Origin of the sequence: Steroidobacter sp. (assembly GCF_016790065.1) — a bacterium.
Classification (GTDB): domain Bacteria; phylum Pseudomonadota; class Gammaproteobacteria; order Steroidobacterales; family Steroidobacteraceae; genus Steroidobacter.
Map to the genome: position 1 here is coordinate 1 of NZ_JAEUPY010000286.1, position 16,644 is coordinate 16,644.

The 16,644-nt window shown below is 60.7% G+C and carries 8 protein-coding genes; 1 reads left to right on the top strand and 7 read right to left on the bottom strand.

The features are described 5' to 3' along the window. The 7 genes from JNL55_RS12175 to JNL55_RS12205 all read right to left on the bottom strand — a co-directional run. On the bottom strand, positions 1-1,485 hold a 1,485-nt coding region (locus tag JNL55_RS12175), incomplete at its 3' end, for a glucoamylase family protein (RefSeq protein WP_293853153.1). 33 nt (positions 1,486-1,518) lie between these two features. Further along, on the bottom strand, positions 1,519-4,407 hold the full coding sequence (locus tag JNL55_RS12180; RefSeq protein WP_293853155.1) for a TonB-dependent receptor domain-containing protein: 2,889 nt from the start codon (positions 4,405-4,407) through the stop codon (positions 1,519-1,521). A 145-nt stretch (positions 4,408-4,552) separates the two neighbouring features. Continuing rightward, complete coding sequence (locus JNL55_RS12185) at positions 4,553-5,827, bottom strand: MFS transporter (RefSeq protein ID WP_293853157.1); 1,275 nt, start codon at positions 5,825-5,827, stop codon at positions 4,553-4,555. Beyond that, on the bottom strand, positions 5,820-9,443 hold the full coding sequence (locus tag JNL55_RS12190; protein WP_415923061.1) for a hydantoinase B/oxoprolinase family protein: 3,624 nt from the start codon (positions 9,441-9,443) through the stop codon (positions 5,820-5,822). The genes JNL55_RS12185 and JNL55_RS12190 overlap by 8 nt, the downstream gene beginning before the upstream one ends. Next, positions 9,415-10,590: a dipeptidase gene (locus JNL55_RS12195; RefSeq protein ID WP_415923062.1), complete on the bottom strand. Its 1,176-nt coding sequence runs from the start codon at positions 10,588-10,590 to the stop codon at positions 9,415-9,417. The genes JNL55_RS12190 and JNL55_RS12195 overlap by 29 nt, the downstream gene beginning before the upstream one ends. A 64-nt stretch (positions 10,591-10,654) precedes the next feature. Beyond that, positions 10,655-12,556 carry a diguanylate cyclase gene (locus tag JNL55_RS12200; RefSeq protein WP_293853164.1) on the bottom strand — a complete coding sequence of 634 codons (1,902 nt, stop codon included), beginning with the start codon at positions 12,554-12,556 and terminating at the stop codon, positions 10,655-10,657. A 222-nt stretch (positions 12,557-12,778) separates the two neighbouring features. Beyond that, a complete protein-coding gene (locus tag JNL55_RS12205; protein ID WP_293853167.1) occupies positions 12,779-15,598 on the bottom strand; it encodes a YncE family protein in 2,820 nt (939 codons plus the stop codon). Positions 15,599-15,802: 204 nt separating this feature from the next. Here JNL55_RS12205 and JNL55_RS12210 point away from each other — a divergent pair. Then, on the top strand, positions 15,803-16,644 hold an 842-nt coding region (locus tag JNL55_RS12210; protein WP_293853169.1), incomplete at its 3' end, for an AAA family ATPase.

The window sequence follows — 16,644 nt, forward strand, 5'->3', positions numbered from 1 at the left end:
CCAGCCGCCGGTGAACCCTGCCCGTTGCAGTCCCCGTCGGATGTGCGGATTGTTCTGCATGATGCTCCAGATCAAGCCGCTGCGATAATTCTCGATCATGGCGACGATGGGCCCCTGATCGATGCCCAGATAGTCGTCCGCAATCCAGCCGATGCCCTCGACGATGCGGCCATGGCGCAGCGGCACGTCGGTAAACGTGAAGCTGGGGTTCACCGAATCCAGGAAGCCATACTTCTGATACAGATGTTCGCCGAAGCGCGCACGGAACGCGCGAATGGCTGGAATAGCGATCTCTGGCGCAAACGCAATCGACGCCACCGAGGCTGTCGGAGCAATCGTGCCGTCGTCGAGCAAGTGAATCGACGCTGTGCTGCGAGCTGCGTAAGTGAAGAAGCCGCGCTCTTCGTTGTTATAGATCTGCACTGTGTCCGCGGGACCATCGCAGGCCGTCAGGCCCCAGATCTCACTGTCGTAGCCACGCCAACGCATCGGATTCTGGCGTGCGTATTCGCGTTGAGCGTACGAAGCGCGACGGCTGTTCTCGAAATAGTCGAAGCCCTTTTCGCGATTGAAGGCGTCCATGATGCCCCGGAAATCGATCCACACATGCGAGTACTGATGGCCGAACTGAGGGCCGAAGGATAGGAATTCCTGGCCGTTGAACTTGCCGTAAGTGTCCTTGTAAGTGCGCATCCATTCCGTCCAGGCTTCCGGCTCGATGGCCTTGGTCGGCGAGCCCAGCGCCAGGATGTACATCAACATGCCTTCGTTGTAGCCCCGCCAGTCGAAGCGCAGAAAGCCGCTTTCCGGCCGCCAGCCGTGCGACAGGATCGGTGGACGGTTCTGCGCCCATTGCCAATCGACGCGACTGTAGATCTTCTCCGCCAGCTCGCGAATCTCGCGCTCCGAGCTGTTGTCCCGATCGAAGTAGCTCTGCGACAGCAGCACTCCTCCGAGCAGCAACGAGGTATCGACCGTGGACAGCTCGGACGTGCCGAAGCGCTGTCCGTTATGCATGTGGACGAAGTGATAGTAGAAGCCCTTGTAGCCGCCCATGCCGGTTTCATCCGGGCCCTGCGGAATGGACTCGAGGAAGCGCAAGGTGCGCAAGGTGCGCAGCCGGGCTTGAGACCGCGATACGAAACCGCGTTCCGCACCGACCACATAGGCCGTGAGCGCGAAGCCCACCGCTGCAGTGCTGGCGAACGAAGGCGACGGGAAGCGATCCGGCGCCATGCCGTTCTGCTTATTGGTGGTGTCCCAGAAAAAGCGGAAGGTGCGGCGTTGCAGATTGTTGATCACCGGATCGCCATCGCGCTCCGGATCGAACACCCGCGAGCGTTCCACCACCACACCGGGCACCCGGGGTTTAGCGGGCTTCTGTTCTGCTGCCACAGCGACGCCCACACACAGCATCGCCGTCACCAGTCCTAGTAGCGCTCGCCAAGGCAGCCCTCGCCGGGTGAAGAAGTCACTCAACCTCATCGTGTACGTATGCCATGGTGTCTGCCGGTCCCATCAGAAACTATACGTCATACCGACCTGGAAGCGGCGGCCGGGTTCAATTAGATCGGTGGGTTTGCCGAAGGCTTGGTTGCTCGCGCCGCCGAACGGGATGTTGCCGTTGTACGAGCGCGGGTCGTAGTTCTCGTAGTCGAACACGTTGAACACCTCGCCGATCAGGCTCAACGCCTGGGTTTCGCCGAATTCGAAGCGTTTTTCCAGGCGCAAATCCAGGCTCCGGTAGCCCCAGGCATCCGGGATGATGAAGGAGTGCTTGGCCGGTCGACCGGTATAGTAACGATATTGGATCTCGCCCGGGCCGGTGCCCGCCGACTGGTCGACGATCGTGTAGCCGGTACCCGAGCCCAACGTCAGCGTGGCCGAGAGCTTGGTGTCCCAAGGGCCGCCGACGATGCCGGTGGCCACGATCCGATGCCGCTCGTCGCCGCTGGTCGGGTGCCGCGGATAGTCGGACACCAGCGGATAGTCCAGACTGAACAGATCACCGCCAGTCTCTTCCGCTTCGCTGTAGGTGTACGCAAAGGTCATGCCCCACTCCGAGGCTTGCGTATAAGCCTTTTCGAGTGTGAGGTACACGCCGTTGTACCAGGTCTGCTTGGCATCGCTGGACACCAGGATGTTGCCGAAGCCACCGCTCACCGGTGCGCAGCAGCCTTCATCGGGCAGCGCGCCGGTCAAACCATCTGGATTGCGATTGCCGAAAATGTACGTGAAGCCGTGCCGACTCCGATTGCGCGCGAATGTCACCGACGTGAGCCAGTCATCGCCCAAGCGTTGCCGCAAACCGAAGCTTGCTTGAATGGTCTCGGGAATGCGTGTCTTGCTGTCGATCAAGAAGATCTCGGGATTCGGCGCCACGCCCGAAGCGATCAACGCATTCAAGCCATCGACGCTTAGATACGCGTCATTCCACAGGATGGTGGGCTGACCGTTACGCGGCAAGCCATCCGACGAGAACTGAAACTTGCGCACTCCCCACTGCAAGCGGAAGCGCTCGTCCAGAATCTCGTTGTACAACACTCGATCGAAGTACCGACCCACGCCGCCGAAAATCACGGTGCGATCGTTGTCGAAGAAGTCGAACGAGAAACCGATGCGAGGCTGGAACAGATCGGTGGGACTATCGCGATCGTTGCCGTCAGTGAAGTAGCGATCCGGCACGTACTGCGAGGCCGCTGCGCGAATCGCATCGGGCGTCACATAGTCTTTGCCGAGCAGATCCGTGTCGTAATCCCAACGCACACCCAAATTGAACGTCAGCCGATTGGTCACCGACCAGTCATCTTGAATATAGAGGCCGTACTGCGTGGTCTCACCCGACAGGTCGGGATTGCCGGTGCCGTACTCGGCTTCGGCCGGGAACGCAAAGTTGCCGACATCGGGCCGGAACCGGAAGATGGGATTGGACACCTGGAACTTCTGCACGTCGTAGTCGACCTTGCTGATGCGCACACCGGTCTTCACTGAGTGGCCGCCGAGCCAATCGAACTCGGTGAAGGTCAGGTCGTCTTTGAAGGTCAGCACCTTCTGGCCGATGTTCTGTTTAGTGGAGCCGCCGCCGATGCGGATGATGCCCACATACTCGCGGCCGATCAGGTCGTAGTTCACCGGTGTCGGGTGCCACTCGTACTTCATGTACAGCAACGTGGCCTCGTTGGTGAAGCTTTCGGCGTCGTAGGTGTGACCGAACTTGATGGTCTGCACCTTGTTCTTGATGTCGTTGGCGGCCTCGTAACTGTTCTGGCCGCTGAAGTCCTTGATGTCCGACTCATCGCGCAGACTGAACGACAGATCCATGGTCTGGTTGTACGAGGGCTGGAAATCCAACTTGCCGAAGAATAGATCTTCGCGGAACGGTTGCACGAACGAGCCTTGATACTGACCGAAGATAGGCGCTGCCGCGGGATTGCCGAGCGTCACGCGTTCGGCGCGATCTTGGTCGTTGCCTTCGTAAGCAACGAAGAAATGCAACTTGTCCTTGATGATGGGACCGCCCACCGACAGGCCGTATTGCTTGCGCTCATACGCCGCCTTCGGTTCGCCGGCGCTGGCAAAATCGTCGCGCGCAACCAGGCTCTTGTCCTGCCAATAGATGAATGTATCGGCATGCCATTCGTTGCTGCCCGACTTGGTCTTGGCAGAGATGATGGCGCTGGACGCTTGCTCGTACTCGGCTTTGAAGTTCTGCGTGATGACGCGAAACTCTTGCACGGCGTTCTGCGGAAACGGATTGCCGCGACTGGAATCCTGACCGACCACACCGCCGTTGATCACTTGATTCTTGTAACTGACGCCGTCGATGTACACGTTCACGGCATTGGCGCCGAGTGCGCCGGCCTGGAAGGTTTTCTCGGTGTCGCGATCGTTGATGCGCACACCGGGAGCGAGCGCGGCGAAGTTCAGGAAGTTGCGATTGCCCTGTGGCAACGACTCGATCTGCTCGACGCTGATGTTGGTGGCGACTTCCGACGTGCGCATGTCGACGAGTCGCTCGGCGGTCACCACCACTTCGTCGGTCACGGTGACCGCTTCTGTCATGGCGTTCAGATCCAGATCGATGGTTTGTCCGATCTGCACGCGCACCGCGCGCGCTGTGGGCTGATAGCCTTCGCCTTGGATCTTCAGCTGATACGTGCCCGGTGCCAGACCGATCAACGCATACACGCCGCCTTCTTGCGTGACCGCTTGCTTGGTGAAGCCCGATGCGGAGTTGGTTGCGATGACTTGCACGCCGGCCGGCACTGGATTGCCGTTGGCCAACACGCGGCCGCGAACTACAGCACTGGTGACTTGTGCTTCGACGACGCTGGGAGTAATCGCTGCACCGACCACCACGACCGTCAAGCCCAACGCCTGAAGAATCCCCCATCGCAACGTGTTCATAGCTGCTCCGTCCTTTTGTCAGGAATGTTCTGCAACGAACTCTGCGCCAAAAGAGTTCCGACCTGTTGTCGGAGTGCAACGCATGGCACCGTTACAGCGCAGATTCGGCGGAGCAGCTGCGTGAGATTCGCAGCAGGAAAAAGCTTCAATCAAGAGGTTCGCGTGCACGCTCGCGAACTACGAACAACACGATGCATGTAATCGTGAGCGCCATGGCTGCGTAAGAAGAAACCGCTACGGTTGTTCCTGATGCTTGTAATAATGCGGTGGACAGCATCGGTGCAATTCCACCACCGACGATACCGGCCAATGTATAAGCGAGCGATGCGCCGGCGTAGCGAACGCGCGTTGGAAACTGTTCAGCGATGAACGCGGCCTGTGGGCCGTACATCATCGCGTGCACCGTCAGCGCGACGACGATGGCCAATACGATCAACACGGGTTGCTTGGTTGCGAGCAACGGGAAGAACGCGAACATCCAAATCAACCCGATCACGGCGCCCACACCATACACTACGCGACGACCGACGCGATCTGACAGCGCGCCGAAGAGCGGAATCGTGAACGCGTTGACGGCACCGCCGATGGAGAGCGCGGTCAATGCCAACGTTCGCGACAGACCGAGCACTGTCGTCATGTAACTCAGCGAGAACGCCACCGACAGCGAGTACAAGACGTCGGGGCCGATACGCACGCCACCGCCGACCAACAAGCTTCGCCAATGTCCGCGCACCACTTCGCTGATCGGCGCTTGTGCCTTGGAGCGCTGCTGTACGATCTGCTTGAACAGCGGCGTCTCCTCGACGCCGACTCGGATCCACAGGCCAAACGCGACCAGCACCACGCTGGCGAAGAACGGCAAACGCCAGCCCCAAGCGAGGAACTCGTCCGGCGACAACAGCAATGTGATTAGCCCAATCGATCCAGTTGCCAGCAGCGTTCCAAGAGACGGTCCCATCTGCGCCCACGACGCGTTACGTCCACGCTTCTGCGGATCGCCATGCTCCACGCTCAACAACACCGCGCCGGCCCACTCTCCGCCTAGCGCGGCGCCCTGAATGAATCGCAGCACGACGAGGAGAATCGGACTCGCAATGCCTGCAGTCGTGTAGGTCGGCAACAGGCCCATGAGCGCGGTGGTGATGCCCATCAGCAGTAACGTTGCTACCAACACGAAGCGACGACCGTAACGGTCGCCGAGATGGCCGAAGATCACGCCACCGACTGGACGCGACAAGTAGCCCACTGCGAAAGTGGAGAACGCGAGCAACGTACCGGACAAAGGATCGAACGAGGGAAAGAACAGCCGGTTGAACACCAGCGCGGCCAGCATGTTGTAGACCGCGAAATCGTAGTACTCGAGCGTCGTGCCGACGATGCTCGCCGTGGCCAGTCGACCTGCTGCCGGCCGCTCAGCCAAAACCGCCGCCTCCCGGTGTTTGAATGACGAACACGTCGTCCTTATCGAGCTGCGCGGTATGCGTGGCGCCGAAGTGTTCGACGGTGCCGTCGGCGCGCTCTATCCAGTTCTTGCCGACTTGCGCCGATGCGCCGCCTGCGATGCCGAATGGGGCGACGACTCGATGGTTCGCCAGCAACACTGCTGTCATTGGCTTCAAGAACCGCACACAACGTTCGACGCCGTTGCCGCCGGCGTGCTTGCCCTGCCCGCCTGAGCCGCGTCGGATACTGAATGCGTCGAGTCGCACCGGGAAGCGCCATTCCAGCACTTCCGGATCGGTGAGACGCGAATTGGTCATGTGCGTTTGGACTGCATCCGTGCCGTTGAAGTCCGGGCCCGCGCCCGACCCACCGGCGATGGTTTCGTAGTACTGATGCTCGCCGTCGCCAAAGGTGAAGTTGTTCATCGTGCCCTGGCTCGCTGCCAACACACCGAGGGCGCCGTACAAGCAGTCGGTGACGACTTGCGAGGTTTCCACGTTACCTGCGACGACTGCAGCTGGATGCTGCGGATTGAGCATTGAGCCTGGCGGTACGACGATGTTCAGCGGTTTCAAGCAACCGGCGTTCATTGGGATTTCGTCGTCCACCAGCGTGCGGAAGACGTACAGCACAGCCGCGCGGGTGACGGAGACCGGTGCGTTGAAATTGTTTGCTTGCTGAGCGCTGGTTCCGGTGAAGTCTATGGTCGCTGTTCGAGTTTGCGTGTCGATGTGGATGGCTACGGTGACGCTTGCGCCGTTGTCCATCGGATAGGTGAATTGGCCGTCGTGAAGCGCGTCGATCACGCGTCGCACGGCTTCTTCGGCGTTGTTTTGTACGTGCTGCATGTAGGCCTGGACTACGGGCAGGCTGAAGTGAGCCACCATGGCTTCTAGTTCGGCTGCGCCCTTCTGGCAGGCTGCTACTTGTGCTCTCAGGTCAGCTAGATTTTGTTCGACGTTTCTTGCGGGGTATTTTCCCGACGTCAGCAGTGTGCGCATCTCTGCTTCCAGGAAGGTGCCGTTGCTCACTAGCTGCACGTTGTCGAGAAGCACGCCCTCCTCTTCGATATGCGTCGAGCTCGCCGGCATCGAACCTGGCGTCGAACCGCCGATGTCCGCGTGATGCCCGCGGGCCGCGACGAAGAAAGTAGGCTGGTTGGAGTTGTTGATGAAGACCGGCATGACGACGGTAACGTCTGGGAGATGCGTACCTCCAGCGTATGGCGCGTTCAACACAAACACGTCACCTCGCTGCATGGTCGTTGCACGCCGTCTTAGGATTTCTTGCACCGACTCGCCCATTGAGCCCAGGTGCACGGGCATGTGAGGCGCGTTGGCGATGAGATTGCCCGCTGTGTCGAAGAGCGCGCAGGAGAAGTCCAGGCGCTCTTTGATGTTCACGGAGGTGGCCGTGTTGGCGAGCGTGACGCCCATCTGTTCGGCGATGGCCATGAACAGATTGTTGAAAACTTCCAGGAGTACTGGGTCGGCCTGCGTGCCGATGGCGTGCTCACGACGCAGCGGCCGCACTCGCCGGAGTGTTAGATGATTCAGTGGCGTGACTTCGGCTTGCCAGCCGGGCTCGATCACGATGGTTGTGTTGCGTTCACGGATGATCGCTGGACCCTTCAGCTTCATTCCCGGCAGCAATGACTCGCGTTCGAAGAACGGCGTCGGCTGCCAGGCGTCCGTGAAGTACACCCGCCGCGTGTCGATCGGCGTTGGCTGCGCCGCTGCTTGTGCCTTTACGGCTGCGCCTCGCCCGGGTTCGTGCGAAACACCGATAGCCTCGACACTGACCGATTCCACCACCAGCGCCCGGCCCGTCATCAGAAAGCCGTAACGCTGTCGATACTCCTCATAGAACCGCCCCGCCAGCTCGGATGCGCTCCCGCCCGGCGACAACTGCAGTGTGCTGTCTGTGCCCGCGTATTTGATTGCGAGCTTGCGTTCGACGCGGATCTGGCTCGGAGCGATGCCTTGGGCCAGCAAGGTGGCGCGGGCTGATGTTTCTAGCGCGGCGAAAGCAGAAACCAAGTCGGCGAGCAAGCGGTCGCCAAGCGCAGCCTCAACGGCCTGCTGCTTCATCGACGTCACATCCGCCAATCCAATCCCATACGCCGATAGCACGCCAGCCAACGGATGGATGTAAACCGTCTGCATCCCCAGCGCGTCAGCGACTAAACAAGCATGCTGACCAGCCGCGCCACCGAAGCACACCAGCGTGTACTCCGTAACGTCGTGTCCTCGCTGCACCGAGATCTTCTTAATCGCATTGGCCATGTTCTCAACGGCAACGCGAATGCACCCAGCGGCAATGCTCTCCTCAGAATACCCAGCCACGCTCGCAGCCAACGCGGTGAACTTCTCTGCAACGACATCCGAATCCAGCGACTGATCACCGCCGGAGCCAAACACCGAAGGAAAGAACTCCGCCTGAATCCGCCCAAGAAAAACATTAGCGTCGGTCACCGTCAGCGGCCCACCGCGACGATAGGCTGCAGGACCCGGATCGGCGCCGGCCGACTCCGGCCCAACCCGCAGCCGCACACCGTCGAACCGACAAATAGAACCGCCACCCGCAGCGACCGTATGAATCTGCATGATAGGCGCCCGTAACCTGACGCCTGCCACTTCGGTATCGAACGCCCGCTCATACTCCCCAGCAAAGTGAGCCACATCCGTGGAAGTGCCGCCCATGTCGAAGCCAATGATCTTGTCGAACCCAGCCTCACCAGCCGCACGCACAGCGCCGACAATCCCGCCGGCAGGCCCTGACAAAATCGCATCCTTCCCCTGAAACTGCAGCGCATCCGTCAATCCACCTGACGACTGCATGAACTGCAAACGCACGCCAGGCAACTGCGACGCCACCTGATCGACATAGCGCCTCAACACCGGCGACAAGTAAGCATCGACAACGGTCGTATCCCCGCGCGACACCAACTTCATCAGCGGACTCACTTCATGCGACACCGACACCTGTGAGAACCCAACGCGCCGCGCCAACTCTCCTAGAGCGCGTTCGTGCGCAGGAAATCGATAGCCATGCATAAGAACAATGGCGCAGCTGCGAATGCCACGAGAAAACACCGCGCGAAGCTCAAGCTCGGCCGCAGCTAAATCCAAAGGAACAACGACATCGCCCTCAGCAGCAAGCCGCTCATCGATCTCCAGGACCTCTTCGTAGAGCAACGACGGCAACTCGATATGCCGTACGAACAACTTGGGTCGATGTTGATAAGCGATGCGTAACGCATCGGCGAAACCGCGAGTAATGAGCAAAACAGTGCGATCGCCTGTGCGTTCGAGCAAAGCGTTGGTCGCAACCGTCGTACCCATTTTCACGGCATCGATGCGTGCCGAAGGAATCGGCGCATCGGCCGCGAGCTGCAGAAGCTCGCGAATTCCCTGAACCGCAGCGTCCCGATAACGCTGCGGGTTTTCGGAGAGCAGCTTGAGAGTAACCAGCTCCCCGTCAGGACGGCGGCCGATCACATCCGTGAACGTGCCGCCGCGATCGATCCAGAACTGCCAGCGATCCTTCGCGGCGGCATTCACGTTACTTTTTGTTGAGCTGTCGTGAGACATCCTCGGCCTTGGCCAGAGCGCGCAACACGTTTTCGCCGGCCAGCAGCGTCAAGTCTTCATCGCTCCAACCGCGGCGGATCAGCTCGGCGAACAGCAACGGATAGCTGGACACGTCTTCCAGACCGGCCGGCCAGGCCTCGTTGCCGTCATAGTCGCCGCCCAGGCCGACATGCTTCACGCCAGCCACCTTGCGGATGTGCTCGATGTGATTGGCCACCATGGCGATGGTGGTCTTGGGCATCTTGACCTTGCTGAACACTTGTTCGGAAATCTTCTCGGCCTCTTCCACCGACTTGCCCTGGCTCAAGCGGCCCGCTTCGGCAATGGCCGGAATCTGCACTTTGGCCACGGCCGGATCGATGAAGCCAGCGACGAACGTCACCATCACCACGCCGCCATTCTCAGGCAAGCGCTTCAGGATGCTGTCCGGCACGTTACGCGGCACGTCGCACAGAGCGCGAGCCGACGAGTGCGAGAAAATCACCGGAGATTTGTAAACGCGCAGCGCGTCGTCCATCGTGCCATCGCACACGTGCGACAGATCGACCAGCATGCCGATCTTGTTCATTTCCAGCACCACGTCTTCACCGAACTTGGTGAGACCGCCGTGCTGCGGCGGCTTGGCGGCCGAGTCGGCCCAATCCAGATTCACATTGTGAGTGAGCGTCATGTAACGCACGCCGAGGTCGTAGTAAGCACGCAAGGCGCCCAACGAATTCTCGATGGCGTGGCCGCCTTCCATGCCAAGCAGCGACGCAATGCGACCCTGGTTGTGAGCAGCGCGCACGTCGGCAACGGTGCCGGCGAACTGGAACTTGGGATAACGCTCGATGATCTGGCGAGCGATGTCGATCTGCTCGAGCTGAGTGCGAGCAAAGCCGGTGCCGATTTCACCCGGGATGTACACCGACCAGAACTGCGCACCGACGCCGCCCTTCTCCAGGCGCTTCAAGTCGGTCTGAAACGGCACCTTGCCGTTCAAATCGAAGGCCGCCACGTCGGACGGATGTTCCTTGTTCGTGCGAATCGCCCACGGCAGGTCGTTGTGGCCATCGACCAGGATCACTTTCTTCAGCAGCTGACGCGCATGCGTGAGTGCTTTGTCCTCATCGGCATGGGCTGCCGTGCTCAGCGTCGCGAACGTCATCAATCCGCACGCAGCCAGCAGGGCCTTTCGCAAATTCGTCATCGTGTCCCCTCAAAATATCGGATCAAGCATATTCCACTTGCGCCGGCTTCAGCGGCGCGGGCACATCAGTCTCGAGCACCGGCAACTGCGCCTTCACACAGTTCCGGCCGGCACGCTTCGCGTCGTACAGCGCCGAATCCGCCCGTTGCAACATGGTGCTGGGTGTATCGCCCGTCGGGCGCGACAAGGTCAAGCCAATGCTCACCGTGATGCGCCGATCCATCCGCCAGCGATGCGTATCGATGCCCATCACGCTTTCGCGGAAGCGCTCGGCCAGGCGATAGGCCTTGTCGAAGTCCGCTCCCGGCAGCACCACCACAAACTCTTCACCGCCGAGCCGACCGATGAAGGCCGGTTCGTGCACATCCTCTCGCAACTCGCTGGCCACCGCCTTCAGAGCTTCATCGCCTTCGGCATGGCCGTGCTGATCGTTGATGCTCTTGAAGTGATCGATGTCGATGATGAGCATCGCACAGGTGGGCGGATTCGGCTGTTGCAACAATGGCGCAAGTTGCGACAGCACTGCGCGACGATTCGGCACCCCGGTCAACTCATCGGTCATGGCCAGAGTGCGCATCCGGCGTGTGGAGCGCCAATGATGCCAGGCCAATGTTGCCAGCAATACGGCCAGGATGACTGTCAAAAAGATAACGGCTCTTTGCAGATTGCGCGCCCGTTGGCCTTGCGCAAGCGCCAGCTGATTCGCGTTGTTCTCGCGGACCAGCAGCGCGTTTTCCTTTTCCTTGGAGACGGTGTCGAACTCCACTTTCAACGTGGCGAAGCGCTGATCCACCTGATTGCGGAACATGCGTTCGGACGTTTCCTGCGCGTTGAGCAGCTGCGCATAGCCTTCACGCCAGTTGCCCATGTCCGAAAATACGGCCGCCAGCTCGCCATAGGTGGCTCGCAACTCGCTCAACGAATCGGCTTGGCGAAACACGTCCAACGCGTCTTCCAGCGCGGCGACACTGGCAGGCAGCTGTCGCAAGCGATGCAGCGCCACGCCTCGTGCCAGCAGAATCTGCGCATCCAAGCGAGCATCTGGAGTTTGTTTCTGTAGCGCTGACGCCTGATCCAAAACTTGCAGCGCGCCTCGCGGATCACCCTTGGCATTGCGGACTGCAGCCAGACCACGCAACGCATAAGCCTCACCGCGCAGATAACTCAGCTGCCGGCTGATCTCGTAGGACTCTTGAAACGCCGCTTGGGCCGCATCCCACTCATGCAGGTTTTCGTGGGCTCGGCCAAGGTTGTGCAAAGTGACGCTTTGCTCGCGATACATGCCGGCGTCGCGTTGTGCCTTGAGCGCCTGGTCGTACATGTGGCGCGCCTGGGCGTAGTCACCCATGCGGTTGTACAAAATGGCGATGCCGTTCATCGCGGTGAGCGAATGATCGGGCATGTTGATGTCGTCGTAGAGCGCCTCGGCGCGCTTCAGGTCGGCCAGGCCAGTGGCGTATTGGCCCTGCAAGCCGAGCAAGTAACCTCGAGCAAACAGCGCGGCCGCCAGCATCTCGTTGTCTTGGGTCCGCGTGGCCACGGCGACCGCCTGCTCATACAGCTCGCGAGCTCGTGCGTTATCGCTGGCGGTTTCGAGGATGGTGCCTTCGCAACCCAGCACCCCCGCTTCCAGGCCCCGCCGCGTGGCCTGCGGCAGTAACGCTCGAGCTTTGGCGACTTCAGCCTCCGCCGCCGCTCGATCGCGCTCGGACAGATGGTCACACAGCAACAGTCGAGCGCGGATTTCCAAATCGACCTGAGGTTGATCGGCGAGCAGCTTCAGGGCCGCCTGCGCATCCCGGAAGCTATCGTCGGGGCTGCTGCGAACCCCGGCCGCTGCCCGGTCGATCAGGCTTTGTGCTGGATGCGGCCTGGCCTGCGTTTGTTTCGGGGACGGCTCAGCCGCCCGCGCCGTCCCTGCCACAGTCAACCAAGCGACGGCCAGAAACAGGCACGCCGTGCGGATAAGAGTTTGAAATCGCAAGCCTGTGAATTCGTCGAATAGTCTAGGAGGCGAACGCCGATGGTATCGGCTTCGCGCCCCCGGGACCACCGCCATGGTCCGGATCGACCCACAATCGACGTAGAAAAGCCCGGCGAGCCGCCCATGGGCGCGCCGGGCACGGACATTAAGTTATAGCGAGCGCTACAACCCCAAGCCGATGCGCCGGCCGGAGCCCGGCGGCACACAGGTATATGTCACCTCCTGACCGGTGGTGGCGGCCAGCGCCCGTAACGCGGCGTCGGTGCGACGGGTGCCATCGGCAGCCACGAAGTCGCCCGCCGTCGCGTCCAACAGATAGCCGGTCATTCCGGCGGCCAGAGCCACTTTGGCAACCAAATCGCACTCCTTGGTTGCGCCGCCCAGCTCCTTGGACACGAAACTGGCCTTGGCGCGCGCGATCAGCAGATTGATTCGCGGGTTCACGGCGGTGGCATTGCTGTTGGTCAATGTGACCTGCTGGCCCACCACCGGCGCCAGATCGCTATCGAACGCCAGCATGAACTGCACCACGTCGCGCCGGGTCGCATCCGGATTCAGGATGGGAAAGCCGGCGGTCAGCTGCGGGTTGAACACCACGGCGGTGAAAAAGCGGAACAGCGTGTCCACCGAGCCGTCGTTGACGAAACCGAAGCCCCGAATCTGATCGCCCGTGCTGCCGGTGTCTGCGGCCCCGAAGAAGTTCACCTTGGGCGCACCGAACATGCCCACCTTCTGATACAGGTTGCGCAAATGCGGGATCTTCACGATCTGGGTGATGCCCTCGAAACTGGCTGAACCGCCGGTGCCGAAATAGCCCTGCGCCGGATCCAGGCGATGACAGCCTTCACAATTGAAGGCGGTATCGCCCGGGATCAGGCCACCGAGAATGGGAATGTCGATGCCATCCGATGGGCGCGTGCCGACATAGAAATTCCGACCACGTAACTGGGTGGCGTTCAGCGAGTTATCCAACGCGCGTACCGGATTGGGCGGCAGCTGCACCTTCAACTGAAAGTCCGTGAAGCGCTGCATGTCCGCCGCGCTCGGGATGCCGTCGCGCCCCATCAGCCCTTCGAACGCCACGATGAAGTTGTTGAACGACAGCGTGGTGTTGAGCGGATCGCTGCCGAAGTGTCCGGTAGCCCGATCGCCACGCCAATGCATGGCACCGGCATTGCGCAGCCCCCGCAAGGTCTGGGTGGTCATCGGCCCTTTCATCGGGTGGAACTCGTTGACGTTGTCGCTGCCGTTGATGGGCGTGCGGACACCGAACAAGGTCTTGCCGATGGCAATCTCCAGATCGCTGGTCAGATTTTTAGGCAAGGGATTGTTGGTGACCGGATCGTCGGGATTGCCCAAATCCCAGGCCAGGTCGTCCATGTCGCCGAAGATGTGACAGCTGGCGCACGAGGCCTCGCCGTTTGCCGACAACACCGTCGCGTCATAAAGCATCGGCCGTCCCTGCACGATGACCGCAGGCTCAGGATTCGGCAGTGTCACGGCGGCCAGTTGCGCTTTGGTGGCCACGTCGATGACTTTCACCGAGTTGTCGAAGCGCGTCGTTACATACAAACGACCTCGCGGTTCATCGAGGATCAAGCCGCTCGGACCGCCACCGGACACCGGAATGTAATTGGCGCTGGCGGTGACTGGATTGAAGGTATTGGCTTCGAGCGCGGCGGTACTGAAAACACCGATACGGCTCGAACCGAATGCGGCTACATATAAAGTCTGGCCGTTCGCCGTCACCGCCATGTCCAGCGGCGTGGACAGGCTGTGATTACGCGCTGTCGCATCGAAACCCGATTCGCCGACCAGCTTGGTGTAGTCCAGATGCTTGTTCAGGTGGCGCGGCGTGACCGTCGAGCCAGAGATCACTGTGATGCGCGTTTCCGCCAAGTGGCCTTGCACCGTTTGGCCGCCGAACAAACCCGGGCCTTCGAAGCGCTGCTGATTGAATGCCTCGGTGTTCGAGACATACAACTTGCCGGAGACCGGATTGGTCACCATGTTGAACAGCGTGGTGCCGACGTGCGCATAACTCGCCGTTTGAGTCAGCGTGCTGGCACTCACCGCGAACACGTCCAAATCCGGCAAGCGGAAGCGCACGGCGTTGTTCCAATTGCGAGCCAGCTCATCTTCCCAACGGCTGGTGGTGTTATTGAATTTCACAATCAGGCCAGTCTCCGGCGCTCGCTTGCCCTCGAAGTTGGTGCCTGGCCCCGGATTGCCGCCCGGCATGATGGACAGGTTGTCCACCAGGCACGGCGTGCTCGGTTGGAAGCCGTCGCAAATCATCGGTTCCAAAATCGTAGTGGTTTGATTGCCCGACTTGAACGCCGCAACGTACACCGTGCTGCGATCCGGACTCACCGCCAACGCTCGCGGTGTATCGCTGTAGAAATTCATGATCTTGAGCGGCGTGCCGCCCACGGTCGTACCTAAAGTGGTGGGATCGAACACCCACACGTCGGAACGTCCGATACTCGGTGTGATCAATTGGGGATCACCAGCGCCCGACACAGCGCTGATGGACGCATCGGTGCGTTGCTGGCCACGATGCGCTGTCGTGATGAAAGCTCGCACAGGCGAGCCGGCAAACACGATGTCGCGCGGTTCGTCGCCGACCAGCAGCGTGCGTGTAACTCGCGGTGTGCCGCTCAATGTAACAACGCTGATGCTGTCCGAAAGATGATTGACCACCCACACTTCGGAATCGCTGCGGACCGCGACCGCCACCGGCTCCAGCCCCACCGGGACGCGCGCACTCAACGCCAAGCCGGTCAGCGTGATGTCGAATACCTCGAGAGTATTGTCCGGCGTGTTGGTGACGAATAATCGCGTGCGATCCGCCGAGATGGCCATCGGCCGCACGTGGCCGGATTCGAACGCAATGAAGTTGGGCGCTTGCGCCAGGGCACTGACACTCGCAACGAGCGTTGCGCAGAACAGAACTAGCCCCGGAAAGACGTGCGCCCTCACGGTCCGACCGTGCCGGGAGCACATGGCTTTGCTGCACATGGCTGGTGACTCCCCTGAAATGAATCGTGTATGTGGTCCGCCGCGGTTCGGCGGATGACGCGGATGCTAGGCGGCTGCATAATCGCTGCGCCCCCTTCGATAGGAGGGGCGGGCTCGATGTTTCGCGACCCATATCTTTAGAAACGGACGATTCGGGGAGAGCGCGTGGCACACCAGCTCACCAGACGCGGCAGGGATCGCAGCCAACGGGCAACGCCTCGCTGCAACGGCGAATCCGCCAGCGAGATCAGCCCGCATCATTTGATTCACGGCAAACTACAGCCGCCACAATCCGCGAGCACTTGTATCGAACGACCGGCGTTGGTCGCTCGCCTCGATGCCGCCGCTAAACAAAAACTCATCTTGCTGACAGCGCCCGCTGGCTCCGGCAAAACCACGCTACTGGCCCAGTGGTATCGACAGGCGTGCGGCGTGCAAGCGATCGCGTGGCTGTCCTTGGATGAGCACGACAATGAACCGGTGCGTTTCTTTTCATATCTGATCGCAGCGTTCAAGAATGTTTGCCCCAGCTTCGATGCCTACATTCCACATCAAACCGTGGACACTGAATCACTCGACGCCGTCGTCGAAGTGATGATTACCAGCCTTGGGCGACTGAACACGCCGGTGTGCGTGGTGCTCGACGAATTGTCACTCTTGAACACGACGACGCTATTGCGGGCAGTGGATGACTTGCTGTTGCAATCCCCTGCTTCGGTTCGTTGGATTCTGGCCGGGCGCGGGATGCCGGCTTTGCACATGAGCCAGTTGCGGCTGAACGATCAGCTGTCGACGTTCGGGCCCGCCGATCTGAACTTCGACACTACGGCCATCGTGCAGCTTGGCGAACGGCTGTGCCATCGCCAACTCACCCAAGACGAAGCGCTGAGCATCCAACGGAGCACCGAGGGCTGGGTCGCCGGCGTAAAGCTCGCCCTGCTCGCTGCGGTTGATTCGCGTGAGGGTATTGGCGACTTCAATGGTTCTCACTACGAAGTTGCGCGCTA